Source organism: Actinomycetospora lutea, assembly GCF_028737205.1.
GTDB lineage: Bacteria > Actinomycetota > Actinomycetes > Mycobacteriales > Pseudonocardiaceae > Actinomycetospora > Actinomycetospora lutea.
The window spans coordinates 20,601-47,128 of the sequence record NZ_JAQZAL010000027.1 but is presented as its reverse complement, the minus strand read 5'-3'; the positions used below and the strand labels follow the sequence as shown (position 1 = coordinate 47,128).

General features: G+C 72.8%; 21 protein-coding genes and 1 tRNA gene. 10 read left to right on the top strand and 12 right to left on the bottom strand.

The window, feature by feature from the left end:
• Positions 1-3 precede the first annotated feature (3 nt).
• From rho to argS, 6 genes are all read right to left on the bottom strand, one after another.
• Entirely contained in the window at positions 4-2,124 is a 2,121-nt protein-coding gene (gene rho, locus PHK61_RS24825) for a transcription termination factor Rho (protein WP_274283733.1), read from the bottom strand.
• A gap of 443 nt (positions 2,125-2,567) precedes the next feature.
• Entirely contained in the window at positions 2,568-3,491 is a 924-nt protein-coding gene (gene thrB / locus PHK61_RS24820; protein WP_274283705.1) for a homoserine kinase, read from the bottom strand.
• Positions 3,492-3,505: 14 nt separating this feature from the next.
• A complete protein-coding gene (gene thrC / locus PHK61_RS24815; RefSeq protein ID WP_420791437.1) occupies positions 3,506-4,522 on the bottom strand; it encodes a threonine synthase in 1,017 nt (338 codons plus the stop codon).
• Positions 4,523-4,593: 71 nt separating this feature from the next.
• A complete protein-coding gene (locus tag PHK61_RS24810; protein ID WP_274283703.1) occupies positions 4,594-5,979 on the bottom strand; it encodes a homoserine dehydrogenase in 1,386 nt (461 codons plus the stop codon).
• Positions 5,980-7,458 carry a diaminopimelate decarboxylase gene (gene lysA, locus PHK61_RS24805; protein ID WP_274283702.1) on the bottom strand — a complete coding sequence of 493 codons (1,479 nt, stop codon included), beginning with the start codon at positions 7,456-7,458 and terminating at the stop codon, positions 5,980-5,982.
• 34 nt (positions 7,459-7,492) lie between these two features.
• The gene (gene argS / locus PHK61_RS24800) at positions 7,493-9,145 is read right to left on the bottom strand and encodes an arginine--tRNA ligase (RefSeq protein WP_274283701.1); all 1,653 of its coding nucleotides are present in this window, start codon (positions 9,143-9,145) and stop codon (positions 7,493-7,495) included.
• A gap of 108 nt (positions 9,146-9,253) precedes the next feature.
• Between argS and PHK61_RS24795 the strand changes: the two genes are divergently transcribed.
• Both PHK61_RS24795 and PHK61_RS24790 read left to right on the top strand, forming a co-directional pair.
• Entirely contained in the window at positions 9,254-10,159 is a 906-nt protein-coding gene (locus tag PHK61_RS24795) for a DUF3105 domain-containing protein (protein ID WP_274283700.1), read from the top strand.
• Between the two features lie 2 nt (positions 10,160-10,161).
• Entirely contained in the window at positions 10,162-10,983 is an 822-nt protein-coding gene (locus PHK61_RS24790; RefSeq protein ID WP_274283699.1) for a DUF305 domain-containing protein, read from the top strand.
• Positions 10,984-11,074: 91 nt separating this feature from the next.
• Here PHK61_RS24790 and PHK61_RS24785 read toward each other — a convergent pair whose 3' ends face one another.
• Positions 11,075-12,073, bottom strand: a complete 999-nt coding sequence (locus PHK61_RS24785; protein ID WP_274283698.1) for an NAD(P)-binding domain-containing protein — start codon at positions 12,071-12,073, stop codon at positions 11,075-11,077.
• Positions 12,074-12,124: 51 nt separating this feature from the next.
• Here PHK61_RS24785 and PHK61_RS24780 point away from each other — a divergent pair.
• The 4 genes from PHK61_RS24780 to PHK61_RS24765 all read left to right on the top strand — a co-directional run bounded on the left by PHK61_RS24780 (position 12,125) and on the right by PHK61_RS24765 (position 16,218).
• Positions 12,125-12,199, top strand: a tRNA-Arg gene (locus PHK61_RS24780).
• Between the two features lie 89 nt (positions 12,200-12,288).
• On the top strand, positions 12,289-13,731 hold the full coding sequence (locus PHK61_RS24775) for a tyrosine-type recombinase/integrase (RefSeq protein ID WP_274283697.1): 1,443 nt from the start codon (positions 12,289-12,291) through the stop codon (positions 13,729-13,731).
• A gap of 382 nt (positions 13,732-14,113) precedes the next feature.
• Positions 14,114-14,968, top strand: a complete 855-nt coding sequence (locus PHK61_RS24770) for a class II glutamine amidotransferase (RefSeq protein ID WP_274283696.1) — start codon at positions 14,114-14,116, stop codon at positions 14,966-14,968.
• 470 nt (positions 14,969-15,438) lie between these two features.
• Positions 15,439-16,218 carry an MBL fold metallo-hydrolase gene (locus PHK61_RS24765; protein ID WP_274283695.1) on the top strand — a complete coding sequence of 260 codons (780 nt, stop codon included), beginning with the start codon at positions 15,439-15,441 and terminating at the stop codon, positions 16,216-16,218.
• A 45-nt stretch (positions 16,219-16,263) separates the two neighbouring features.
• On the opposite strand, the gene PHK61_RS24760 is transcribed toward PHK61_RS24765, so the two are convergent.
• A complete protein-coding gene (locus PHK61_RS24760; RefSeq protein ID WP_274283694.1) occupies positions 16,264-18,459 on the bottom strand; it encodes a phosphatase domain-containing protein in 2,196 nt (731 codons plus the stop codon).
• A 457-nt stretch (positions 18,460-18,916) separates the two neighbouring features.
• Here PHK61_RS24760 and PHK61_RS24755 point away from each other — a divergent pair, with 457 nt between their 5' ends.
• Positions 18,917-19,744 carry an alpha/beta fold hydrolase gene (locus PHK61_RS24755; protein WP_274283693.1) on the top strand — a complete coding sequence of 276 codons (828 nt, stop codon included), beginning with the start codon at positions 18,917-18,919 and terminating at the stop codon, positions 19,742-19,744.
• Positions 19,745-20,091: 347 nt separating this feature from the next.
• Positions 20,092-21,228, top strand: coding sequence for an AI-2E family transporter (locus PHK61_RS24750; protein WP_274283732.1), 1,137 nt, complete (start codon positions 20,092-20,094; stop codon positions 21,226-21,228).
• On the opposite strand, the gene PHK61_RS24745 is transcribed toward PHK61_RS24750, so the two are convergent.
• The 3 genes from PHK61_RS24745 to PHK61_RS24735 all read right to left on the bottom strand — a co-directional run bounded on the left by PHK61_RS24745 (position 21,173) and on the right by PHK61_RS24735 (position 22,355).
• A complete protein-coding gene (locus PHK61_RS24745; RefSeq protein WP_274283692.1) occupies positions 21,173-21,433 on the bottom strand; it encodes a LapA family protein in 261 nt (86 codons plus the stop codon). The two genes, PHK61_RS24750 and PHK61_RS24745, sit on opposite strands and share 56 nt — an antisense overlap.
• 37 nt (positions 21,434-21,470) lie before the next feature.
• Positions 21,471-21,953 (bottom strand): DUF1269 domain-containing protein, encoded by a 483-nt coding sequence (locus PHK61_RS24740; protein WP_274283691.1) that lies wholly within the window; start codon positions 21,951-21,953, stop codon positions 21,471-21,473.
• A 141-nt stretch (positions 21,954-22,094) separates the two neighbouring features.
• A complete protein-coding gene (locus PHK61_RS24735; protein WP_274283690.1) occupies positions 22,095-22,355 on the bottom strand; it encodes a hypothetical protein in 261 nt (86 codons plus the stop codon).
• A gap of 89 nt (positions 22,356-22,444) precedes the next feature.
• On the opposite strand from PHK61_RS24735, the gene PHK61_RS24730 reads away from it, so the two are divergent.
• Positions 22,445-22,960 carry a M48 family metallopeptidase gene (locus PHK61_RS24730; RefSeq protein ID WP_274283689.1) on the top strand — a complete coding sequence of 172 codons (516 nt, stop codon included), beginning with the start codon at positions 22,445-22,447 and terminating at the stop codon, positions 22,958-22,960.
• Positions 22,961-22,963: 3 nt separating this feature from the next.
• Here the strand turns inward: PHK61_RS24730 and PHK61_RS24725 are convergent, their stop codons facing one another.
• The gene (locus PHK61_RS24725) at positions 22,964-24,562 is read right to left on the bottom strand and encodes an MFS transporter (protein ID WP_274283688.1); all 1,599 of its coding nucleotides are present in this window, start codon (positions 24,560-24,562) and stop codon (positions 22,964-22,966) included.
• A gap of 198 nt (positions 24,563-24,760) precedes the next feature.
• Here PHK61_RS24725 and PHK61_RS24720 point away from each other — a divergent pair, with 198 nt between their 5' ends.
• Positions 24,761-26,518 (top strand): BCCT family transporter, encoded by a 1,758-nt coding sequence (locus PHK61_RS24720; RefSeq protein WP_274283687.1) that lies wholly within the window; start codon positions 24,761-24,763, stop codon positions 26,516-26,518.
• Positions 26,519-26,528: the final 10 nt, after the last annotated feature.

The window sequence follows — 26,528 nt, the reverse complement described above, 5'->3', positions numbered from 1 at the left end:
CGGCTAGTCGTCGTCCTTGCCGGGTGTCGTCTTGGCCACCTGCATGAGGAACTCGATGTTCGTCCGGCTCTTGCGCAGGCGGTCGAGGACCAGCTCGATGGCCTGCTGGGAGTCGAGCGCGGCCAGCACGCGGCGCAGGCGGTGGGTCACCGCCATCTCGTCCGGCGAGAGCAGCAGCTCCTCCTTGCGCGTGCCCGACGGGTCGGGGTCGATCGCGGGGAAGATGCGCTTGTCGGCGAGCTTGCGGTCGAGCTTGAGCTCGGCGTTGCCGGTGCCCTTGAACTCCTCGAAGATCACCGTGTCCATCGTCGACCCGGTCTCGACCAGCGCCGTCGCGAAGATGGTGAGCGAGCCGCCGTCCTCGATGTTCCGCGCCGCGCCGAGGAAGCGCTTGGGCGGGTAGAGGGCGGTGGAGTCGACACCACCGGACAGGATGCGCCCGGACGCCGGGGCCGCGAGGTTGTACGCCCGGCCGAGGCGGGTGATCGAGTCGAGCAGGACCACCACGTCGTGACCCATCTCGACCAGGCGCTTCGCCCGCTCGATGGCCAGCTCGGACAGCGAGGTGTGGTCCGACGGCGGCCGGTCGAAGGTCGAGGCGATGACCTCGCCCTTCACCGAGCGCTGCATGTCGGTGACCTCCTCGGGCCGCTCGTCGACGAGCACGACCATGAGGTGGACCTCGGGGTTGTTCGTGGTGATCGCGTTGGCGATCGCCTGCAGCACCATCGTCTTGCCGGCCTTCGGCGGCGACACGATCAGCGCGCGCTGGCCCTTGCCGACCGGCATGACCAGGTCGATGACGCGCGTGGTCAGCAGGTGCGACTCGGTCTCGAGGCGCAGCCGCTCGTTGGGGTAGAGCGGCGTGAGCTTGGTGAACTCGGGCCGGCGCTTCGCCTGCTCGGGATCGAGCCCGTTGATCGAGTCGATGCGGACGAGCGGGTTGAACTTCTGGCGGTTCTGCTCGCCCTCGCGCTGCTGGCGCACCTGCCCGGTGACGGCGTCGCCGCGGCGCAGGCCGTGCTTGCGCACCAGCGACATCGATACGTACACGTCGTTCGGCCCCGACGCGTAGCCCGAGGTGCGGACGAACGCGTAGTTGTCGAGCACGTCGAGGATGCCGGCGACGGGGATGAGGACGTCGTCGTCGCGGACCTCCGGCTCGCCGCCGCCCTGGCCGCGCTCGTTGCGCTCGCCGCGGTCGTTGCGGTTGCGGCGCCGGTCGCGGAAGCGCCGGCCGCGCCGGCGGCCACCGCCCTCCTCGTCGTCCTCGTCGTCGTCGCCGCGCTGGTTGGTCTGCTGCTGGCCGCCCTGCTGCTGGCCACCCTGCTGCTGGCCGCCCTGCTGGCCACCCTGCTGGCCGCCCTGGCGCTGGCCGCCCTGCTGCTGGCCGCCGCCCTGGCCGTTCTGGCCGTTCTGGTCGGGACGGCCGCCCTGCTGGCGGTCGCGGTCGCGGTCGCGCTCGCGCTGGCGGCGAGACCCGCCCTGACCCCGGCCGCCGTCACCGTCGCCGTCCGGCGTGGTGTCGGTGCGCTCGGTGGAGGGCGCGCTGTCGGTGGGCGCGTCGGTGGCGGTGGCCTCGGTGTCGGCGGCGGCGGGGGCGTCCGCCGACTCCACGCCCGGGCCCGCGTCGCGGCGGGAGCCGCGACGGCCACGGCGCGACGACGTCGGCGCCTCGGACGGGGTCTCGGCGGGGGCCTCGGTCGCGGTGGCGGCCGCGGCCTCGGCGCCGGGGACGGCGTCGGACGCGGCGGTCACCGCACTCGCCTCCGGGGCGGGCGCGCTGCCGTTGGCAGCGGCGGCCGGCTCGCCGGCCTCCGCCGAGGGCGACTCGCTGCTCGCTCCGGGCGGCGGGCCGGAGGCGGAGGTCGCGCGGCGGCGACCGCCACGGCGGCGGGTCGGCGCACCCTCGTCCGCGGCGCCCTCGGCCGGGGCCTCGGCGGGCGTCCCGGCGGCAGCCTCGGTGGGCGTCGCCGCCGGGGCGGCGTCGTCGCCGAGCGGGAGCTGGTCGCCCCCGCCGGACTGCCGCTTCTTGATCTCGGCGATGAGGTCGTTGCGCCGCATCCCCGTGGTGTCGGAGACGCCGAGCGAGGTCGCGAGGTCGCGGAGCTCGGCGAGCACCATGCCGGACACACCTCCCCGCCGACGCCGCTCGGGCGCGGGAGTCGCAGCGCCGTCGGCGCCGTCGGTGGAGATGACGTCGGTTTCGGTCACGCAGGTCCTTCCTGACCGGCCCGGGGACCACCCGGGCCAGCGGACGTGTCCGCCCCGCACACGGCGGGGCTGCTCGCGGGTGCGCTCCGGCCCGGCGGACCGACGGGAGTCGATCTCGGGTGGGAGAGCCCGCGGAATTCTCTTGCAGCGATCATGAATGTCCGTCCGCCGGGACGACCCGACGGCTGGGGAAGAGGGTTGGCCCCGAGCGAAGCGGGACCTGGGCGCCGACGCGCCTCGCGCGTGGTCGCTGTGGGCTCAATGTAGCCCCCGCCCCTGTCACCGGCAACAACCACCCCCCGCGTGCCGCAGCCGGGCGGGCGGCCGCGGACGACCCTGCCCGTCGGACGCGGTCAGACCACCTCGGCGCGGGCGCCCTCGGTGTCGACGGCGAGCGGGCGCACCGTGAAACCGGTGGTGTCGAGCCCGTCGGGCAGCCGGCCGTCGAGGGTCAGCGCGAGCACCGTCGGCCCGGCGCCCGAGACGACCGCGGCGACACCGGCGGCGCGCAGCTCGTCGACGACGGCGGCGGTCTCCGGGTAGGCGGGCCGGCGGTAGGGCTGGTGCAGGCGGTCCTCGGTGGCCGCGAGCAGCAGCTCGGGCTCGCTGGTCAGCGCGTGCACCATCAGCGCCGCGCGCGCCGCGGTGAACGCCGCGTCCGCGTGCGGGACGCGGTCGGGCAGCAGGCCCCGGGTCGCCTCGGTGGAGCTGGACCGCTCGGCGATCAGCACCACCGGACGCAGCGCCGGGTGCGGCGTGAGGTGCGCGGCGTGCCACGCCCCGTCGTGTCCCCAGCTGACGACCAGTCCGCCGTACAGGCACGCGGCCACGTTGTCGGCGTGGCCGTCGAAGCCGGCCGCGAGGTCCAGGACGGTGGCCTCGTCCAGCGGGTACGTCGGGGACAACAACCCCCGGGCCGCGACGATTCCCGCCACGGCGGCGGCCGCCGACGACCCGAGCCCGCGGCTGTGCGGGATGACGTTGCGGCACCGCAGGCGCAGCGACGCCCGCGGCGCCCCCGCCCGGTCGAACGTCGCGTGCGCGGCGCGCAGCACGAGGTGGCGGCCGTCGCGGGGCACCCGCGCCGCGCCCTCCCCCTCGACGTCGACGGTGCACCGGTCGCCGTCGCCGACCGAGAGCTCGACCTCGTCCCACATGCCCAGCGCCAGGCCGAGCGTGTCGAACCCGGGCCCGAGGTTGGCCGACGTCGCCGGCACCCGGACGCGCACGACGGTGCCCGCGGGCGGGGCCGCCTGCTCGCCGGCCCCCCGCGCCACCTCCGCCCCGGCGCTCAGCGCAGCCCCAGGGCGTCGGCGACGGCGTCGACCTGCGGCGGCAGCACGACGGGGTCCGGCGCGTCGGCGAGCGCGGTCGCCGGGTCCTTGAGGCCGTGGCCGGTGACGGTCGCGACGATCAGCTGGCCGGTGTCGAGCCGGCCGCCGCGCGCGCGGGCGAGCAGCCCGGCCACCGAGGCGGCCGACGCCGGCTCCACGAACACGCCCTCGCGGGCGGCCAGCAGCCGGTAGGCCTCGACGATGGCGTCGTCGTCGACCGCCGTGATCTCGCCGGCGGACTCGTCGCGGGCGGCGATCGCGCCGTCCCACGAGGCCGGCGACCCGATCCGGATGGCCGTGGCCAGCGTCTCGGGGTCCGCGACGGGGGCACCGTGCACCAGCGGGGCGGCGCCGGCCGCCTGCACCCCGAGCATGCGGGGGGTACCGGCGACGACGCCGTCGCCGGCGTACTCGGTGTAGCCGCGCCAGTAGGCGGTGATGTTGCCGGCGTTGCCGACCGGCAGCGCGTGGATGTCGGGCGCGCGCCCGAGCTGGTCGCAGATCTCGAACGAGGCCGTCTTCTGGCCCTCGATGCGCGCCGGGTTCACCGAGTTGACCAGCGCGATCGGGTACTGCTCGGCAGCGCGGCGGGCGAGCTCGAGGCAGGCGTCGAAGTTGCCCTCGAGCTGCAGGATGCGGGCGCCGTGCACGGTGGCCTGGGCGAGCTTGCCGAGCGCGATCTTGCCCTGGGGCACGAGGACCGCGCACGTCATGCCCGCGCGCGTGGCGTACGCGGCGGCCGAGGCCGAGGTGTTGCCCGTCGACGCGCAGATGACGGCCTGCGCGCCGCCGGCGAGGGCCTCGGTCATCGCCACGGTCATGCCGCGGTCCTTGAACGAGCCCGTCGGGTTCGCGCCCTCGATCTTGAGGTGGACCTCGCAGCCGGTGAGCTCCGAGAGGTGCGGGGCCGGCAGCAGGGGCGTTCCGCCCTCGCGCAGGGTCACGACCTCCCAGCCGGGCTGCACGCGGGGCATCCGCTCGCGGTAGGCGTGGATGATCCCCGGCCACTCGACACGGGCACCGACGGCGCCCGACACCACGCCCGTCACGATCCACCCCCCAGCTCGGTCACCGGACGGCCGAGCCCCTCGACCCGCAGCACGCCGGCGACGCCGTGCACGGCGTCGAGCCCGGTGAGCGCCTCCACCGTGGCCGCGAGGGCGGCGTCGGGGGCGGAGTGCGTCACGATCACCAGTGTGGCGTCCTTCGGGCCCGGCGCGCCATCGTCCCCGTCACCCGCGCCGCCGCCCCGGCCCTCCTGGCGCACCGTCGCGATCGAGACCCCGTGCTCGGCGAAGACGCCCGCGACCTGTGCGAGCACGCCCGCGCGGTCGTTGACGTCGAGCGCGACGTGGTAGCGGGTGTGCGTGTCGCCCATCGCCAGCACCGGCAGGGCGGCGTGCGCGGTGTCGCGGGGGCCCCGCCCGCCGATGACGCGGTTGCGCGCCGCCGCCACGAGGTCCCCGAGCACCGCGCTCGCGGTCTGCGGGCCGCCCGCGCCCTGCCCGTAGAACATCAGCTGCCCGGCCGCGGCGGCCTCGATGAACACCGCGTTGTAGGCGCCGGAGACCGAGGCCAGCGGGTGCGAGCGCGGGATCATCGCGGGGTGCACGCGCGCGGACACGTGAGGACGGGTCGAGCTCCGCTGCGCTCCGTCTCCCGGCCCGTCGGTCTGCTCGCAGATCGCCAGCAGCTTCACCGTGCACCCCAGCGCCTTCGCGGCGGCGATGTCGGCCGCGGTGACGTCGCGGATGCCCTCGCGGTGGACGTCGTCGGCGGTCACGCGGGTGTGGAAGGCGAGGCTCGCGAGGATCGCGGCCTTGGACGCGGCGTCGTAGCCGTCGACGTCGGCGGTGGGGTCGGCCTCGGCGTAGCCCAGCCGGCCGGCCTCCTCGAGCGCCTCGCTGTAGTGCGCGCCCGACGACGCCATCGCCGAGAGGATGAAGTTCGTGGTGCCGTTGACGATCCCGGCCACGCGCACGATGCGGTCGCCGGCGAGCGACTGCTGGATGGGGCGCAGCAGCGGGATCGCCCCGGCGACCGAGGCCTCGTAGTAGAGGTCAACACCCGACTCGTCGGCGGCCGCGGCGAGCGCCGCGCCGTCCTCGGCGAGCAGCGCCTTGTTCGCCGACACCACCGACTTGCCGTTCTTCAGCGCCGCGAGCAGCAGCCCGCGCACCGGCTCGATGCCCCCGACCAGCTCGACGACGACGTCGACCTCGTCGCGGCTCACCAGCTCGGCCGCGTCGGTGGTCAGCAGGTCGGCCGGCACGTCGGGGTGACGCTGCGGGCGGCGCACGGCCACCCCGACCAGGCGCAGGGGCGCGCCGACGCGCGCGGCCAGCTCGTCGGCCTGCTCGGTGAGCAGGCGCACCACCTGCGAGCCCACGACACCGCAGCCCAGGAGCGCGATGTTGATCGAGCCGGTCACCTACGACACCTCCAGTCGCGCCAGGTCGTCGAGCGTCTCGCGACGCAGCAGCGGGCGCGACGTGCCGTCCGCCACGGCCACGACCGCGGGCCGCGGCACCTTGTTGTACGCGCTCGCCATGGCGTAGCAGTAGGCGCCCGTCGCGGCGACCGCGACGAGGTCGCCGGGCGCGAGGTCCGCGGGCAGCCAGCAGTCGCGCACCACGACGTCGCCGGACTCGCAGTGCTTGCCCACGACGCGGGACCGCACCGGGAGACGGAGCGCAGCGGAGCTCGACCCATCGACGTCGGGCGCCGAGGCCGCCGACGCCGCCGAGCGGGAGACCACCCGGCAGTCGTAGTGCGCGTCGTAGAGCGCGGTGCGGATGTTGTCGCTCATCCCGCCGTCGACGCTGACGTAGCGGCGCCGGGCGCCCCCGCCGAGCTCGACGTCCTTGACCGTGCCGACCTCGTAGAGCGTCACCGTGCCCGGCCCGACGATGGCCCGGCCCGGCTCGACGGCGATCCGCGGTGGCGCGAGGCCGACGCGCGCGGACTCCCGCTCGACGATCGCGCGCAGCTCACCGGCCATCCACGCGGGCGAGCGGGGGTGGTCGGCGACGGTGTAGGCGATGCCCATGCCGCCGCCGAGGTCGACGGTGTCCAGGGCGTCGGCGACCTCGGGGTCGTCGGAGCCGTGCTCGTCGCGCAGCTCGGCGAGCAGCCCGATGACCCGGCGAGCGGCCAGCTCGAAGCCGTCGGCGTCGAAGATCTGCGAGCCGATGTGGCTGTGCAGCCCGACGAGGTGCAGGCCCGGCGACTTGAGCACCCGGCGCACGGCCTCGGCGGCGTCGCCCGCGGCCAGCGAGAACCCGAACTTCTGGTCCTCGTGGGCGGTCGCGATGAACTCGTGGGTGTGCGCCTCGACCCCGACGGTCACGCGCACCATGACCTCGGCGCGCACGTGGCGCTCGCGGGCGAGCTCGTCGAGCCGGGCGATCTCGACGTAGGAGTCGAGCACGATCGCCCCGACGCCCGCGTCGAGCGCGGCGGCGAGCTCGTGGCGGCTCTTGTTGTTGCCGTGCACGGTGATCCGCTCGGGCGGGAAGCCGCCGCGCAGCGCGGTGAGCAGCTCCCCCTCGGTGCAGACGTCGAGGCCGAGGCCCTCGTCGGCGACCCAGCGGGCGATCTCGGCGGTCAGGAACGCCTTGGCCGCGTAGTGCACGAGCGACGGGTCGCCGTACGCCGCGGCGTGCTCGGCGCACCGCGCACGGAAGTCCGCCTCGTCGACGACGAACAGCGGCGTGCCGTGCTCGCGGGCGAGGGTGGTGACGTCGACGCCGGCGAGACGCACGACGCCGTCCTCACCGCGCACGGCGTGCCGGGGCCACACGGCGGCGGGCAGCACGTCGAGCGCGGCGGCGTCCGGCGGGCCGGCGCCGTCCTCGTGCTGGGGGATGACGTCGGCGTGGAGGGGCCCGGCGGGGTGGGCGCGGGTCATCGGCGGATCCAGCTCTGTTCGTCGGACGGGTGGGTCACATGCGCTCGGGCGCGCTCACACCGAGCAGGTCCAGGCCGTTCGCGAGGACCTGGCGCGCCGCGGAGCACAGCGCGAGCCGTGCCGTGTGGATTCCCGCGGGCTCCTCGTCGCCCTGGGGCAGGACGCGGCAGGAGTCGTAGAAGCGGTGGTAGGTGCCCGCCAGCTCCTCGAGGTAGCGCGCGACCCGGTGCGGCTCGCGCAGGCCCGCGGCCGAGGAGAGCACGCGCGGGAACTCGCCGAGCGTGCGGATGAGGTCGCCCTCGCGGGGGTGGGTCAGCAGCCCGAGGTCCGGGTCGTCGGCCGAGACGCCGAGGTCCGCGGCGTTGCGGGCCAGCGAGGACAGCCGGGCGTGGGCGTACTGCACGTAGAACACGGGGTTCTCGTTGGTGCGGCTGGAGATCAGGTCGAGGTCGATCTCGAGCACCTGGTCGACCGAGCTGCGCGCCAGCGTGTAGCGCGCCGCGTCCACGCCGACGGCGTCGACGAGGTCCTCCAGCGTGATGATCGTGCCGGCGCGCTTGGACATCCTCACCGGCTCGCCGTCGCGCACGAGGTTCACGAGCTGCCCGATGAGCACCTCGACACGCGCCGGGTCGTCGCCGAAGGCCGCGGCCACGGCCTTGAGCCGGTGGATGTAGCCGTGGTGGTCCGCGCCCAGCATGTAGATCGCGAGGTCCGCGCCGCGGGCGCGCTTGTCGCGGTAGTACGCGATGTCGCCCGCGATGTAGGCCGGGCGCCCGTCGGACTTGATGACGACGCGGTCCTTGTCGTCGCCCTGCGCGGTGGAGCGCATCCACCACGCGCCCTCGGCGAAGTAGAGGGCGTCGGAGTCCTTGAGGTCCTGCACGGCCTGTTCGACCGCGCCCGAGCTGTGCAGCGCGAGCTCCGAGGACCACACGTCGAAGTGGGTGCCGAACGACTCGAGGCTCGCCCGCATCTCGTCGAGCATGATCTGCACGCCGAGGCGCTTGAACGCGGCGAGCTTCTCCGCCTCGGGCTGGTCGAGCACGCCCTCCTCGGTGTCGACGACCTTCTGCGCGACCTCGCCGACGTAGGCCCCGCCGTAGCCGTTCTCGGGCACCGGGCGGCCCTCGGCGGCGGCGATGAGCGACTCGGCGAACCGGTCGATCTGCGCGCCGGCGTCGTTGACGTAGTACTCGCGGGTGACCGCGGCGCCCTGGCTCGCCAGCACCCGCCCGAGCGCGTCGCCGACCGCGGCCCAGCGCGTCCCGCCGAGGTGGATCGGGCCGGTGGGGTTGGCCGACACGAACTCGAGGTTGATCGCCTGGCCGGTCAGCGCGTCGGTGTGCCCGTACCCCGGGCCGGCGGCGAGGACGTCGGCGACGATCCCGCCCTGCGCGTCCGCGGCCAGGCGCAGGTTGAGGAAGCCCGGGCCCGCGACCTCGGCCGCGGCGATCCCGTCGGCCTGCTCGAGGGCCTTCGCCAGCCAGCCCGCGAGGTCGGCCGGGGGCACGCCCGCCCTCTTGGCCGAGCGCATCGCGAGGTTGGTGGCGTAGTCGCCGTGCTCCGGGTTGCGCGGACGCTCCACCGTGACCGTCTCGGGCAGCACCGTCGTGTCGAGGCCGCGCTCGGTGAGCACGTCCACGGCGACGGCGCGCAGGAGGTCGGCCAGGGCTGCGGGGGTCACCCCGTGGATTCTAGGGACCGGCGCCCGCGGGCCCTCGGGCCGGAGTGGCCCGGCGGACGATCACGGGGGGTCACCGGCGCGTGACGGCGTCTCCGTAAACTCGCGGGCATGGCGAGTGGAGGGTCCGGTCGGCGGTCCGGGTCGAGTGCCGGCCCGGCGCGGGGCAAGGGCGGGAGCGGGCCCCGCGGCACCGGTCAGCGCGGCACCGGTCAGCGCCCCGACGGACAGCGCGGCGGCGGGCAGCGCAGCGGCGGCGGGCAGCGCCCGAACGCGAAGCGCGGGCCCAACCCGGTCACCCGCGGCAAGCGACCGGCCGCCGCCACGCGACGTCAGGTGCCGTGGCTGCTGATCGGCGCGATCGCCGTCATCGTCGTGCTCGCGGTCGGCGTCATCGGCTTCGCGCTCAGCCGCGAGAGCGAGGTCAGCGCCTGGCACCCGAGCGACGACAACCGCGACCCGTCGCTCGCGATCCCCGGCATCGTCACGGGGCAGTACGCCGGCCAGCAGCACGTCAACGCCCAGCAGCGCGTCGCCTACGACCGCTCGCCCCCGTTCGGCGGCCCGCACGACGCGTACTGGGCGGCCTGCAACGGCGTCGTCTACCCGACCCCGGTGCGCACCGAGAACATGGTCCACTCGCTGGAGCACGGCGCGGTGTGGATCGCCTACAACCCCGACCAGATCTCGGGGCCGGCACTGCAGGCGCTCACGGCGAAGGTGCAGGGCCAGGACTACACGATGATGTCGCCCTACCCGGGCCTCGACCAGCCGATCTCGCTGCAGTCGTGGGGCCACGAGCTCAAGCTCGCCGACCCGAACGACCCGCGGGTCGACCAGTTCATCTCCTCGCTGCGCCAGAACCAGTACACCTACCCCGAGGTCGGGGCGAGCTGTGACGCGCTCGGGCCGGGCTACTTCGACCCGGACAACCCGCCGCCCTTCGACGCCTCTCCCCCGCCGCCGGACGCGGTGACGATGGACGGGCGCGGGGCCCAGGCCGGGAACGGGGGCTGATCGTGGCCGCCGGCACGGAGACCTCGTCGGACACCGACACGGACACCGACACCGACACCGACACGGGCACCGAGATGGGCACCGACACCGACCGCGTCGACCCGCCGCCCCCCGGCGACGACGGTGACGACGGCGGTTCGGGTGACGGCGGCTGGTGGTCGGCGAGCCCGACGTGGGCGAAGGCGGTCGTCGCCGGTGGCCTGGCGCTGCTGCTGGTGCTCGTCGGCGTCATCGGCGGGATCGCGCTCGGGCGCTCGACGGCCACGACCTACGGGCCCGCGGAGGGCTCGGTCGACGTCGGCTTCCTGCAGGACATGGTCGTGCACCACGGCCAGGCGGTCGAGATGGCCGTGTGGGCGCGGAACAACACCACCGACCCGCAGGTCCGCCAGATCGCCTTCGACATCGAGTCGACGCAGACCTCGCAGGTCGGGCGCATGGAGGGCTGGCTGACCCTGTGGGGCGAGCCGCTCCGGCCGCCCGGCGGGCAGTACATGGGCTGGATGGGCATGCCGACCCCGTCGATGCCCGGGATGGCGTCGCCGGACGACCTCGCGCGGATGCGCGCCGCGACCGGCCGCGACCTCGACGTCGCGTTCCTGCAGCTCATGCTGCGCCACCACCAGGGCGGCCTGCCGATGATGCAGGCGGCGGCGTCGCAGGCCTCGGTGCCCGCGGTGCGCGCGCTCGCCCAGAGCATGGTCGCGTCGCAGACCGCCGAGTCGGCGACGATGACCCAGATGCTCGCCGACCGCGGCGCGGCCCCCCTCCCGGCCCCCGCCGACCCCCACGCCGGCATGGGCCACGGGATGCACGGCGGCTGACCCGGTACGAGCGATCCGGCATCGCTGGCGTGTGACGCCAGGATCGCCACATCCTCGCTGCGCGACACGCCGACGTGGCGGTCCTCGGCGATCACGACCCGAGCCGCGCCCGCACCTCCGCCTCGGCCGCAGCGATCGGGCTCGCGGCGACCTCCCGGTGCAGGGCGTCGAGCTGCTCCCCCGCCTCCGGCCGGCTCCACTCCCGCGCGAATGCCCCGGACAGGATGTCGTCGTGCATCACGCGGGCGAACCGCGCCGCCAGCTCGCCCTGCTCGTCGAGCGCCGTCAGCGCCCGCAGCTGCCCGTACTGCGAGGTCCGCGAGTGCAGACCCAGCTGGCCGAACAGGCCGGCGCGGGCGACGTGCGCGAACACCTCGGCGGGCTCGGCGGACAGGTAGAGCTCGTTGAGCACGGCCTCCTCGCTGAACCCCGCCTCGATCGCGACCCGGTGCGCGGTGCGCACGACGTCGAGGATCGCCGGCCACACCGCCTGCTCGCTGAACAGGTCGAGCGCGGCCTCCTCGCGCGCGCTGGAGACGATCGCGCCGCCGAGCGTGCCCCCGATCGCCCGCGCCACCGCCAGCGTCGTCTCCCACGCGCGCCCGGTGGCGTCGCGCTCCACCGACACGAAGCACGGGAAGCCGTGGCGGTCGACGTAGCGGTCGCGCACCGCCGCGCCGATCATGCGCGGGGCCACCATGACGACGTCGACGCCCTCGGGCACCTCGAGCAGGCCGAAATGCCAGTTGTAGCCGCTCGCGACCACGAGCGTGTCACCCGCGCGCAGGCCGGGCGCGACCTCGGTGCGCACGAGGTCGGGCTGCACCTCGTCGGGCACGAGCAGCAGGGCGATATCGGCGACCTCGGCCGCCGAGGCGATCGGGCGCAGGTCGAAGCCTTCCTCGCTCGCCGCCGTCGCGTACTCGTCGTCCCGGTTGCCGACGACCGGCGTGTGCCCGGAGTCGCGCAGGTTGGCCGCCTGGGCGGCGCCCTGGTTGCCGAACCCGATCACCGCGAGGGTGCGTCCGGACAGGGCGGCGAGGTCGGCGGCGTCGATGCTGTGGTCCTGGTGGATCGCTGCGTGGGCCATCACCCGAGCGTCGGCGCTCCGCGGCCCGTGCGCTAGGCTCAAGAACGGTTCGCCCCCGTAGCTCAGGGGATAGAGCACCGCCCTCCGGAGGCGGGAGCGCAGGTTCGAATCCTGCCGGGGGCACCAACCGCTCACCAGCGGAAACGTCGTTGACTCGTTATCGCCTCGAGTCCGCGTGGCACGGTTCGTGGCACGAGTGTTCCTAGGCTCTGCTCATGGCATCCCGGACACGTCGCAAGCGCGGCTCCATCTCAGAGCTTCCGAGCGGATCGTTCCGCGTCACGGTGTCGGCCGGCACCGATCCGCTGACCGGCCGTGCGCGGCAGCTGCGCGAGACGCACGCGTCGTACCAGGAAGCGGAGAAGGCCCTCACCCGACTCCAGGGACAGGTCGACGACGACCGCCACCCGAAGTCCGAGATTACGGTGCGACGGGCCATCGAGCAGTGGCTCGATGTCGTCGAACTCGAAGACACCACACGCGAGCGGTACGACGATCTGATCCGCATCTATGTGCTCCCAACCTTCGGCGCTCTGCCTGCGGCCCGTCTCGACGCCGAGCTCCTCGAGCGCTTCTACGCGCGTCTGCACCGCTGCCGCGTCCTGTCGTGCAACGGCAAGGCTCGGGGAGGCCACGTCTGCCGACCGCTGAGCACGAGCACCACGCGCAAGGTGCACTACATCATCCGCGGAGCCCTCGACCGAGCCGTTCGATGGCGGCACCTGGGGATCAACAAGGCGGCGATGGCCGAGGCACCGGCACCTCGCCGTACCGAGCCCGATCCACCCAGCGCTGACGAGGCGGCTCGGCTACTGAACGCCGCCTTCAGCGACCCAGAATGGGGCCTCCTGCTCTGGCTGACCATGCTCACAGGACCGCGGCGCGGCGAGGTCTCCGCACTCCGGTGGCGGCACATCGACTTCGATCGCGGCCTGCTTTGGGTGCACCAGGCCAATGCTCAAACGAAGGCCGGCTTGAAGGAGAAGAACACCAAGACGAACCAGCGGCGCAAGGTCGCTCTCGACGAGCACACTGTCGAGCTCCTGAGAGCACACCGCGAGCTGTGGCGTGAGCGCTGTGAGCAGCTTGGGGTGCCGCTGAGCCTGGATGCCTTCGTCTTCTCCCCCGCGCCCGATGGCACCGCTCCCTATCTACCGCGAGCCATCAGCCAGCGCTACCGCCGGCTCGCGCTGCGGCTCAAGTTGCGCAGCACCCGGCTGCACTCCCTCCGGCATTACTCGGCTACCGAGCTCGTCGCTGCCGGCGTCGACATTCGTACCGTCGCCGGCCGCCTCGGGCATGGCAGCGGTGGCGCGACCACGCTCAAGGTTTACGCCGCCTGGGTCGACGAAGCGGACCGACGAGCGGCCACGACCATGGCGACCGTCCTCCCCCGACCCGTCCCGCAACCGGCACTGCGGCGAAGCCCGTACGAAGACATTGCTGAAGGGCTCCGGACGATGATCCGTACCGGTGAGTTGAAGCCGGGCGAAGAGCTGCCCACCGTCGCGGAGGTCGCCGTCGCCAACACTGTCGCCGTCGGCACCGCGCACCGAGCTCTTACGGCGCTCAAGGCTGAGGGCCTCGTTGCGGTGTCACGTGGACGTAGGGCTGTCGTGCTCGACTCAGCTAGTGCACGGCTGACTAGCAGCTTGTAAGAACGCGCGAAGGCGTACCTCAGGGCGTCTACCAGGGCCTTCATTGTCATCGGCGTGTCTCTGGAGGCTTCACGAGCCTTCGTAGCCCGTAGTTCGCACCACGATTCGCATCACGGCCGAGATCATCACGACGGAGCAGGAGTGGCAGTCGCTCGATGGTGGCGCGACGACCCTGCCCGCCGATGGTCGACAACTCGAACCTCCAACCACTCTCCTACAAGGTGGCTGCTCGGCGCCGTGCGGCGTGTCTGGCGCTGGCGAGCGCGGTGACGGTCAGCGTCAGCGGGTCCCGCGTCCACGGCCTCATGACGATCGACGGTAGGAAGTGCGGCCTGCCAGCCGAGGCGATTCTCGGGGCACCTGGGGCGCTAGCGTGGCCCCCATGTGCCGCCTGTTCGCCCTGCACGCGGGACCCCATGACGTCCCCGCGGAGTTCTGGCTGCTCAGCGCACCGGACTCGTTCGCCGCGCAGAGCGAGCGCAACGCCGAGGGGTTCGGCATCGCGGCGCTGAGCACCCGCGACGGGCTGCTCCTCGTGCGCAACCCGGTGAAGGCTGGCGACGACGCGATGTACCGGCAGGTCTCTCAGCGCGTGCGGGCCAGCCAGCTGCTGGCCCACCTGCGCTACGCGAGCACCGGCGCGGTCTCGCTGCCCAATACGCATCCCTTCGTGATCGACAATCGGATCTTCGCCCACAACGGCGTCGTCGGCGACCTTCCCGAGCTCGAGCGCCGGATCGGCCCGTCGATGGCCATGGTCGGCGGCGACACCGATAGCGAGCGGTTCTTCGCGTTCCTGACCTTGGCCGTCCGCGACGCCGGGGGCGACGTCGGAGCCGGCATCGTCGCCGCGGTGCACGAGCTCGCCCGCGAGATCGAGCTCTACAGCCTCAACTTCGTGCTGGGCTCGAACGGGCACCTATGGGCGTTCCGCTATCCGGAGCACAACCCCTTGTGGATGCTTCACCGCGCGCCCTCCGACGAGGCGCTGGTCCACGACGACGCCGCGGGCACGTTGCATATGCACTCCGACGCGGCCGTGGACCACCCGGTCGTCGTGATCGCCAGCGAGCGGATGGACGCCCGGCCGGGCTGGGAGGAGGTCGCGGTGGGCGAACTGGTGCATATCGGCCCTGACCTCACCGTCGAGCGTGAAGTGATCATCGACGAGCCGCCGTCGAAGCCGATGGTGCTCTCCGGCCACGCAGCACGCACGCAGTCCTACGAACGCGACTGATACCCGGCGACCACCCTCCTCCTCCGCTGGCTCGTGTCGCGGCCGAGGGCGAGGCCGACGACCGAGAGCAGGCGCGAACGCGACGTAGCCCGCGGCGGCGGCCAAGCCGAGGTCCGCCTGCAGGAAGGTGAGCAGCAGCGGGGCGACTGCACCGCCGAGGACGCCGGGACGACCATGCCGCAGCGCCGGCGATCTGCGCGGCCGCGAGGTGCGCCCGGGTCGGGGGGAGCGCCAGGCCGTCTCGACGGGCGTGACGGCTCGGGACCAGCGGAGGCGGGAGATGTCCCGGCGGCCGCCGTCGGGGCAGGGCCGCAGGGACGATGGCGACGTCGAAGGACCAGACGGCCGGATCCCCCCCCCCCCCGCGTCCGACAGCCCGCGCGTGTGGTCGGAGGACGGCAGCTGCGGAGCGCGAGCGGCGACCCCGTTCCGCTTACTCTTGGGGATGAGGGTGAGCCGGAGGTGATGAGATGCCGGACGTCACCTGGTGGGGGCACTCGACCTGCACGATCGACGACGGCGGTGTTCGTGTCCTCACCGACCCGCTGTTCTGCTCCCGGCTGGGGCACCTCCGCCGACGCCGGGGACCGCTGCCCGACGACCGTTCCCGGCACGCAGATCTGGCCGTCGTGTCGCATCTGCACGCCGATCATCTCCACCTCAGGTCACTGTCCCTCCTGCCGCGGCACACTCCCGTGGTGGTCCCGAGCGGCGCGCTGCGCGCCGTGCCCGGGCTGCGACGGCTGCGCGACCGTGAGCTGGTCGAGGTCGGCCCGGGCGACACGGTCCACGTGGGGGACGTCGCCGTCGAGGCGGTTCCGGCCGAGCATGGTGGCCACCGGTGGCCCTGGTCTCGGCGGTGGGCACCTGCGCTCGGATACGTCGTCAGCGGGAAGGCCCGCACCTACTTCGCCGGCGACACCGACTGGTCGGCCCTGGTGCGGGAGGCGGTTGGGCGTTGCGACATCGCGCTCCTGCCGGTCGGTGGCTGGGGCCCCACGTTGGGTCCCGGGCACCTCGACGCAGTGCGCGCCGCCGGCTTCCTGGCGGAGTTCGACGCCCACCACGCCGTTCCCGTGCACTTCGGCACGATGTGGCCGACCGGCCTCGGAGCGGTCCGCCAAGACCGGTTCAGCTACCCCGGAACGGAGTTCGCCCTGCAAGCGTCCCGCCTGCGTCTCCCCTGCTCGGTGCGAGAGCTGCAACCCGGAGAAACGGCACGGCTCGAATTGCCCGATCGGCGCCGATGACGACGAGCCGGGTCGGGGCTGGCCGGGCGCGGGTGAGCAGACGGGTCAGTAGGTGCGCCGCAGTCGCATATCGAGGGGACGACCGTCCGGGTCGAGGAAGGACCTGTAGATCGGGGCGGTGAGCCAGCGATGCCGGGCGGGCAGCTTGCCTCCCTGACCGACGGAGTGGCTGCGCATCCGCCCGGCCGGTCGGGGTCCCCGACATCCGCCGTCATGCCACGCGTCGAGCTCGGCAGCGCTCTTGCGAACGGTGTCCGCGGCCCGAACGGGGTCGAGCAGGTCATCGTCCTCGTCAAGGTCGAGGTGTTCGCGCATCAACGTGAGACGCAGCTCTCGGGCGAACCGGCGGGCTCCGTCCCCGAGCCTACCCGGATCGGTCGGAGCGCGCCGGTCCCGTTCGGAGTCCAGCACTGCTGCCGTCAGCTCCGAGTCGTGCGTCCAGGACCTCGTGTTGAAGTTGTCGCTACCGACCGCTGCCCACACGTCATCGACAATGCACAGCTTGGAATGGACGTACACGGGGAGGCCCTGCAGGTTCTCGACATCGAGCACCTGCACCCGCTCCCCGCCCGCCTCCCGCACCATGGCCACGGCCTCGGAGTGTCCCAACATCGCCGAGTCGTTGTAGAACTGATTCTCGTTGTCCGGCCGTCGCGGGACTACGGCGATCAGATGCAGTCGTGTCGAGCGCTGGAGGGCGGCGGCGAAGATGCGGGCGACGTCGAACGACCACAGGTACTGGTCCTCGACATAGATCAACTGCTCCGCTCGGCCGAGCGCCTTGGTGTAGGCCAGGGCGATGCTGCGTTCCCCCCGCGGGGCATACGGGTAGCGGGGTCGACGGCGCGGATAGGTCCGCAGGAGCTGAACGGCGCACGTACCGGTTACTGGAGGGGCGGGTGACGCCGGCGGAAGCGGCGAGCCGGAGCGGGGAAGGCCGTGGATCCGGTCAGGAATCACGTGCCAGGGCAGCCGCGACACCGCTGCCGGGTTCTGCCACCGCTCACGGAACGTCTCCTCCGCATCTCGCACCGCCGGACCCTGCAGCTCCAGTTGAACATCGTGGTAGGCGGGATTGGGCCCGTAGACGGGGTTGGCGCCCACGCTCTGGCGATCACCGCGGTGGACGGCGTTGTCACGGCTGCCGTGGTCGAGGTCGATCCCGCCGAGGAACGCCACATCGTCCTCGGGACGGGCGGCGTGGCGGACGACGACCATCTTCTGGTGGTGGCAGCCGAACGGAAGCACCCGCTGGTCCAGCAGCACCTCACCGCCCGCCGCGTTCACGGCGAGGGCGAGCTTCCGGTTCGGACCCGCCTGCGAGCCCACCACGCCGGTGTGGGCGTGCCAGAGCAGCCCACATACCCTCGCCCCACGATTCGCCGCCCCCGCCAGCGCCTCGACGACCGTCGGCCCGCCCTCGGCGAGGAGCTCATCAGCATCCCCCCGCCAGCCCACGAAGTGCACCGAGTCACCGTCACCCGCCGCGGCCAGCTTTCTCGCGACGGCGTCGTAGTACGCACATCCGTGCACCAGCGGGCGGACCTTGTTGCCCTCGGTCCACGCCCGGAGGCGAGTCGCCCCGTTGCCACGCTCGAGCTCCGAGAGGAACCAGTCCCCAACCGAGCCCTCCCGTGGCTGCCCGATCCCGAGAGCCGATCGCACCCGCGGCAGGAGCTCCTCACCGTTCGGTGCCCCGACCACTGCCGCACTGACACCCCGGGCCAGGGAGGACAGTTCGACCTTCGAGCGATCGAGGTCGAACACCTGTCGGAACCCGATCACCGCGACACGGTCCGGCCGGCGGCGTGCGAAATCGAAAAACACCTGCGGGTCGTGCCCCCCATCATCCCCGAGGAGCACCCATTGCGCAGACGGCATCCGGTCGGCGAGCTGTTCGATTCGAGCAAGCTTGCGCACCCTGCTGCCCCCGACAACCCATCGCGGCACGCAGCTACGGCCAACCGTCACCAGCGTGCCCGGCGGATAACCGTCACGTCCCAACACGGTCGTGATCGGCCGGGCCATCACCTTCGAAAAGGCCGTCACGTAGACCACCGGCGCGCCGCCCAGATCAGCCGAAAGGGCACGGACGAGGCGGGGCATGGCCAGCATCGAACGACGATCGCGAAGACTGGTCGTGCGCAGGGCCCTGATACGCCCCAGCTGACGACCCAACGACCCCCAACGCAGCACACCATCCACATCGAAGATCACGCCACAGGCATCGCCGCTCGGCATCGTCAAACCCTAGTCGTAAGCCCGGTGAACCGTCTCCTCGCAAGCGGAAGGGCAGGCCGATCTTGCGCGACGACATCGCCGGTCGCGGGCGGTGAGAAAGGGGCGAGCGGCGGCCGTCCCCGCTCGCGCAGCTCGCACGGGCCAAGGCGTGGGTGGCCGGGCCGCCGGGAACAATGACCGTGACCCGGGAGCCGCCCGCGACTCGGACATCATCCGTCGCGGACGAGGCCTCGGCCCGGCGCCGGGGCAAACCTGAGCAGCCCCGATGACAGCGCTGGTGTGCCCAAGGAGGCACGCGGCACTTCGCGCAGCACCGTCACGCCCCGACCGCGTCCCGCACCATGGCCGGCACATGACCGCCCCGCCATCTCCCGGCACCGACGGTCGTGCGCTGCTCCCGTCGCGAGCAAGGGCCCGTGACGGTGGGCGCGCACGCGCTTGTCTGTGATAGTGGGTCATGGTCGACGTGGGCTGGGAAGAATTCCGGGTCGAGGTCCAGGGACACCCGGTCTTCGTCCGCAGGGGTCCGCAGGTTCCCGGCTCGGTTCCGCTCGTGCACGTGCACGGCTTCGCGGTCTCCGGCAGCTACCTGCTTCCCACCGCCCGGGCGCTCGCACACCGTGCGACGACGTTGGTCCCCGATCTGCCGGGCTATGGACAGAGCGCGGCGTGGGGTCACGTCCTGGGAATCCCCTCGCTGGCGTGGGCGCTCCTCGAGGTTCTCGACGCGGTCGATCTCGAGCGCGTGGTCTTGGTCGGCAACTCGATGGGCGGGCCGGTGAGCCTGGAGGTCGCGCACAGCGCACCCGACCGCGTGGCCGGGGTTGTCCTCGCCTCGCCCGCGGGCGGGATGCACAACCAGCCGCTCACCCGGGCACTCGTGCAACTCGCGCGCGACGTGCCGCGCGAGAGCCCGTGCATGGCTCCCGTCGTGCTCCTCGACTATCTGCGCTTCGGGCCTGTCAACGCCCTGCAGCTGTTCGGCGAGCTCATGCGCTTCCCCTCGCTCGAACGCGTCCTGCGGACGCCGGTGCCCACGCTCGCCGTGATCGGCACCCGTGACCCGCTCATGCCGCCGTTGTGGCGGGTAGAGGAGGTCGGCCGCCTGGCGCCGCCGCACCTGAGGATCGCGGTGATCGAGGGCGCGGCGCACGCGATGAACTTCAGCCACCCCCGCGAGCTCGCCCACGTGATCGGCTCCTGGCTCGACGGCCGAGAGATCACGGAAGACCCGGACGAGCCAGGGCTCTCGAGGGTCCTGGGGATCCGGCGCGGAGGCCTGTGATCGCTGAGCTGCCGCCGCATCGCCAGTGGCCTCCATGTTGGTAGGCCGAACTCACCAGGGTGGCTCTCATCTCGTGCTACATGGCCGGCCTCCGAGGAAGGGTCGCGCCGGACCGAGGACTTTGCTCGATGACGTTCCGGCCTCACCCACGTCGGATGACGACGGCGCGGGCTGCGCCCCCGGACAATGAGGACCCCGCCTACCCCCCAGGCGACGTGACCGAGCACCAGAGCCGCGAGCCCGCGGCATTGACGATCGGGTGGAGGCCGATGAGCGAACCACCCGGTGACGATGTCGCTGCGCGCGGACACCCGCCGGGAGGGCCACCGCTGAGCCGTGTGGCCGCAATGGTCCTGGTCGGCGTCCTGGTCGTGATCGCCGTCGTCATCGTGCTCCTCGTGGCCTACCGCGCCCGCCAAGCGCTGCTGCTCGCGTTCACCGGCTTCTTCCTGGCCGTGGGCTTCGAGCCCGGGGTCGCCTGGCTGACGCGCCACGGAGCGCGCCGCGGTCTGGCGGTCACGCTGATCGCCCTCAGCGCAGTGGCCGTGGGCGCGGTGCTGGTGGCGGTGCTGGTCGTGCCCGGTCTCCGGCAGATCGGCGATCTCGTACAGGCAGCGCCGCAGGTGCTCGACCGGCTCGCCGCGCGCTTCGGGGGCTCGTCGACGGCCGTCGGCGCGACGCTGGCGGACCCCGCCACCCATGCTGCGGTCTCCGAGGTGAGCCAACAGGTCGGCCAGCTGCTGGCCTCGGCCCTGACCGCCGTCTTCAGCGCCCTGGGCCTGCTGCTCGGTGGAGCCGCGGCGGCGCTCACGACACTCGTCCTGTTCGTGTACTTCGGGCTGGCGATGCCGCGCATCCACGCCGGTCTCGCGCGCCTGCTCGGCACGCCCGACCGGGTGGACACGCTCGACGAGGCGCTGGCCCGGGTCGGCGGCTACGTGTCGGGACAGGTCCTCGTCTCCCTCATCGCGGGCGGGACGTCGTTCGTCTTCTTCCTGATCGCCGGGGTGCCCTACCCCGCGCTGCTCGCCCTGGTCGTCGCGCTGTTCGACGCCCTGCCCCAGGTCGGCGCCTTCTTCGCCTCCCTCATCGGCACGGTCGTCGCCCTGTCGCAGAGCTGGGGGCTCGCCGTGGTCACGCTCGCCTTCTTCTGCGCCTACCAGGCCGTGGAGAACTACCTCATCGCGCCCAGGGTCTTCTCCCGCACCATCGACCTGAGTCCGCTCGCGGCCTTCCTCGCGGTCCTGGTCGGAGCCTCGTTTGGAGGACTGCTGGGCGCCCTCGTCGCCCTGCCCGTCACCGCCGCAGTCAAGATCGTCCTGGCGAGGTCGCTGGCCGCGCGTCGCTCACCGACGACACCGCGGAGCGAGGTGCGCCCGGCAGGACGCGCGGCCCGCCGGCGGCGGCCCGCACGTCCTGCGGCGACGGTCAGCGCCGTCGGCGGGCGACGAGCCATCCGGCGGCGAGCCCGAGGACCAGGGTGATGGTCAGTGCCACCCACAGCGGCATGAGCACGACCGGGATCAACAGTCGGATCTCGGTCGGGTCGCGGTTCTCCAGCACGAAGACCACCGCGACCGCCAGGAGCACCAGCGCCACGACGCGGCGCGACGTGGATCCGTTCCTGCTCGTGCCCGAACCGCGTCCGGTCGTCGGCGGGCCGCCGGCGACCGGCCCGTGCGTCGTCATGGCGTACTCCTTCCCCTGTCGGTGCAGGACGGGCCGGTCAGGCGGAGACCTCGCGCAGGGCCTTCTCCTGTTCGGCGGAGAGGTTGGTCTGGATGAGCTCTGCCTGCTGGCCGCCGAACGATGCGTGGACCTTGTCGAGCACGGCGTCGGACGTCATGGCGAACAGGGCGGACGTGCCCGGCGTGACCTCGTCACGGACGCGCTTGATGAAGTCGTCGTCGATGCCCACGTCGCTCAGCGACCCACTCAGTGCGCCCATCGCGGCACCGACCGCCGCACCCAGCAGCGGCACGAAGAAGATCAGGCCGAACAGCATGCCCCAGAACATGCCGCCCATGGCCCCGGTGCCCACGAGGTTGTGCAGCTGACGCGTCTCGGGCCTCTTGGCCCCGTCCTCCCACGACACCGTCGCCGCGTCGTGCACCTTGATCAACTGCTGCTTCTCCAGCGACTGCAGCGTGCTCACCGCACTGTCGGCACCGCCGGCGGTCGGGAACTTCCACACGGTCAAGGTGGCCATCTCACGCACGTCCCTTCGACTCGAGGACCGGGCCCGACCAGCATCGGAGGAGGGCCACCGGCCGGGCGTCACCCCGCGGGGATGACCTGGGCCCTTTCGCGAGAGGACAGGCGACTGGGCCACAGTCCGCTCGGGGTGGCCTCAGGAGGCCGGCTCCGACCCGTCCGGTGCCTGCCCGAGGAGCGCCTCCTCGGGCAGCTCGGGCACGGAGCGCAGCTCGAGGACCTCCAGGCCGAAGGCGTGCAGCCGGGCCAGGACGCCCTGGACCTGCGCCCGGTCGACGACGTCGCCGAGCAGGACGGTCTCGACCGGCGCCTCGCTCACGTCGAACCCCGCGAAGTCCGCGCGCACCTCGGGGGACAGGCGTCCGAGGATGCGGAGCTCGTAACGGGTCGCGGTCATGGCGCCGACGATGCGACCGCCCACGACCGACCGCGTCATTCGAGGAAGGTGGCTCCGCCCTGCGGCTGTCGAGGCGCCTCGACATCTTCGTGGCAAACGGCAACGGAGAGCTGAACGCGTTCGCCGCGCAGGCGGCGGGTCGCGACTACGTCGTGCTGAACAGTGAGCTCTTCGCCAACCTGTACGCGCACAACCGCGACGGCCTGCGCTTCGCCCTCGGTCACGAGCTCGGGCACATCCGGCTGCACCACGTCTCGCTCTGGTACCAGATCGCCGTCGCCTACTCGTCACGCATCCCGATCCTCGGTGCCACCCTGTCGCGGCTGCGGGAGTACTCCTGCGACCGCCACGGCGCCGCGACGTCCCCGGACGGCGCCGCCGGGCTCGTCCTGCTCACGTCCGGACGGCACACGGAGAGGGACGTCGACGTGGCCCAGCTGCTGGAGCAGGGCCGGCTCCTGCGCGGCTTCTGGGTCGGTCTGGCCCAGCTGCCCCGATCGCACCCGTTCACCGTCCGGCGTCTCGACCGCCTGATCGAGCTCGGTCTCCTGCGCGCGGCCGCTCCGCTGGTGGTCGTGCCGACGCACGAGCAGCCGGCAGACTGACGGTCAGCCGCCGAGGACCGTGTCGCTCGCCCCGCTCTGCTCGGGGTCGCGCAGGCGCATCATCCCGAACGTCAGCAGGACACCGAGGGAGCCCGCGATCAAGGGCACGAGCAGCGCGGCCTGCAGTGCGGGCGGCCGGGCCTCGGTGTTGATGCGCACCACCTCGTCGCGGGCCGCGGCGGGCTCGTCGGCGAGGAGCTCGGTGAGCCCGGTGTTGCTCATCACCTGCGCGTCGTGCTCCAGCACCGCGGCCACACGATCCTGGTCCACGGGGTCGAGCACGGTGCTCGCGCGCGTCTCCGTGGTGAAGGTCGTCGCGAGGACCGCGAGCATCACCGCCCCGGCGAGGGCGAGTCCGAGTGACAGCCCGAAGGACCCGGCCGCGGAGTTCACACCCGCTGCCTCGCTCGCCCGTTCCTCGGAGATCGGACCGAGGGTGTAGGCGTTGAGCTGGGACACGAGCAGCCCGAACCCGGCGCCGACCACCGCCAGCGGGAGCAGGAGCGCCCAGCCAAAATCAGCGCGCGGAACGAGCGCGATGAGCGCGACGTTGCCGGCCACCAGCAGCAGGAACCCGACCCGGACGACGGTGGCCGGGCGCCGGCGCCCGGTGCGTCGCCCCGCGGCCAGGGCGACCACGAACATGGTGAGCGAGAGCGGTGCGAGCGACAGCCCGGCGAGCAGCGCGCTGTACTCGAGGACCATCTGCAGATAGATCGGCAGGGCGATCATCGTGCCGCCCAGCGCGATCTGCTGGAGCATCTGCTCGCTGATGCCGAGCCGGAACCACGGCGACGCGAACAGCCCGGCATCGAGCAGCGCAGGCTGACCGCGCCGACGCCGCCGCACGAGCCACCCGGCGAGGAGCCCGAGCGCGGCCACACCGACCAGCAGCAGCACGCCGACGGCCTCGCCACCCTCCTGCCAGACCAGGATGCCGAGCACGATCCCGCCCATGCCGAGCACCGACAGCACGGAGCCGACGAGGTCCACCCGCCGCGGCCCGGTGTAGGGCGCGTCCCGCACGAGCCGGATGCCACTGAGCACCCCGGCGATGACGAGGACCTCGAACGCGAACCCGAGCCGCCAGGTCAGGACGGTCGTGATGAACCCTCCCAGGAGGGGGCCGACCGCAGCCGCGATCGCCGCCGCCGCACCGACGAGGGCGTAGACCCGCTTGCGCGCCGCACCCTCGAAGTTGCCGTGGATCAACGACTGCATGGCGGGCAGCAGCAACGCGGCGCCGAGACCGCCGATGATCGCCCACATCACGACGACAGCGGTCAGGCCCTGCGCGAGGGTCATCGCCAGCGCGCCGGCGGCGTAAGCGAGGAGGCCGAGGACGTACGCACGGCGACGGCCGATCAGGTCACCGACCTTGCCCCCGATGATGATGAACGCCGCGGACACCAGGGCCTCCAGGGCGATCGCGGACTGCACGCCGCTGACGGTCGTCCCGAGGTCGCGCACCACCGCGGCGATCGAGACGTTCATCAGCGACGTGTCGACCACCAGCACGAACATCGCCATGGCCAGGAGCAGCGCGAGCAGCCGATCGTGCCCGTGCGCCGCGACGCGCTCCTCGCTGACGGCCTCGGCCATCGTGACCCCCCACCCCGGGACCCCGTCCGCGTCGATGGTCGGACTCCGTCCTCGCCACGGCCTCACCCGGGCCGGGTGGTCCGAGGCGGCACACGGGCGCGGGCGCGACTCCGCGGATCACCCCTGGTGGAGGAGGTCTGTCCTAGTCGGGAGGTCGATCGTGGGTCCGGTCCGGACACGAGCGGGACGGAGATCGCCATGGCTGCGACGAACGGCGACGGTGCGGGGTCCCCCGGTCCTCCTCGCTCCCCCGTCGACCCCGCCGCCGCACCACGTGTCCGTCCGGACTGGGTGGTCTTCGGCGTCGCCGGCGCGCTGGCGCTGCTGTTCGTCGGCTGGGGTGTCGTCGACTCGACGTCGCTCGCCTCGGTCACCGGCACGCTGCTCGACGGGCTCATCCGGGCCGGGGGCTGGGGATTCAGCCTCGCCGCGCTCGGTTTCGTGGTCTTCGCGCTGTGGTTGGCGTTCAGCCGCTACGGCCGCATCCGCCTCGGCGGGGACGACGAGCGCCCGGCGTTCCGCACCTCGTCCTGGGTGGCGATGATGTTCAGCGCCGGCATGGGCATCGGGCTGATGTTCTACGGCGTCGCCGAGCCGCTCGCCTTCTACACCCAGCCCCCGCCGGGATCGGTGCCCCCGGGTGACGAGGTCGAGGCGCTGCGCACGGCGATGGCGACCTCGCTGTTCCACTGGACGCTGCACCCATGGGCCATCTACGCCGTGGTGGGCCTCGCCATCGCGTACTCGACCTTCCGCCGGGGCCGCCGACAGCTCATCAGCTCGGCCTTCGTGCCGCTCATCGGGCAACGGCTCGCGGACGGGTGGCTCGGCAAGCTCATCGACATCATCGCCATCTTCGCGACCGTGTTCGGGTCCGCGGCCTCGCTCGGACTCGGCGCCCTGCAGATCGGCGGGGGGCTCGAGGCCACCGGGCTCGTGGGGACCGTCGGGAACGCGGTCCTCGTTCCCATGATCATCGTGCTCACCGCCGCCTTCGTCCTGTCGGCGGTCTCGGGGATCGCCCGGGGCATCCAGTGGCTGTCGAACATCAACATGGTGCTCGCCGGCCTGCTCGCGCTGTTCGTGTTCGTCCTCGGTCCGACGGTGCTCATCCTCGATCTCCTGCAGACCGGGCTGTCCGCCTACTTCACCGACTTCTTCGAGATGGCGGGCCGCTCGGAGGCGACCGGCGGCCAGGCGATGCTCGACTGGCTCGGCAGCTGGACGATCTTCTACTGGGCGTGGTGGATCTCCTGGACACCGTTCGTGGGGATGTTCCTGGCGAAGATCAGCCGCGGCCGCACGATCCGGCAGTTCGTCGGCGGCGTGATCCTGGTGCCGAGCGTGGTGAGCCTTCTGTGGTTCGCCATCTTCGGCGGCTCGGCGATCTACCAGCAGAAGACCGGGCTCGACCCGGCCGCGGCCGGCACCGAGCAGCAGCTGTTCGCGGTTCTCGCGCAGTACCCGGCAGCCACCTTCACCGGCCTGCTGGTCATGGTCCTCGTGGCGATCTTCTTCGTGTCGGGGGCGGACGCCGCCTCCATCGTCACCGGCACGCTGTCCCAGCACGGCACCGACGAGCCGGCCCGGTGGGTCGTCATCTTCTGGGGCACGATGATGGGCGCCGTCGCGGTCGTCATGCTGCTGGTGGGCGGCGAGGACGCACTCAAGGGTCTCGAGAGCCTCACCATCCTCGTCGCGGCACCCTTCGTCGTGATCATGGTGTTCCTCTGCGTCGCCCTCGCCCGCGACCTGCGCCGCGACCCGCAGGTGCAGCTCGAGGACAAGGGCAGCCGGCTCGTCGAGCAGGCCGTGGACGACGGCACCAGTCGCTACGGCGACTACTTCACGCTGCGCATCGAGGCCGTCCCCGGCGCCCGACCGAGGTCCCACGCCGGCCATGCCCACACGACCCCGCCGGACGGCGACATCGGGTCGGACGTGACGCGGCGATAAGTCAGCCCGG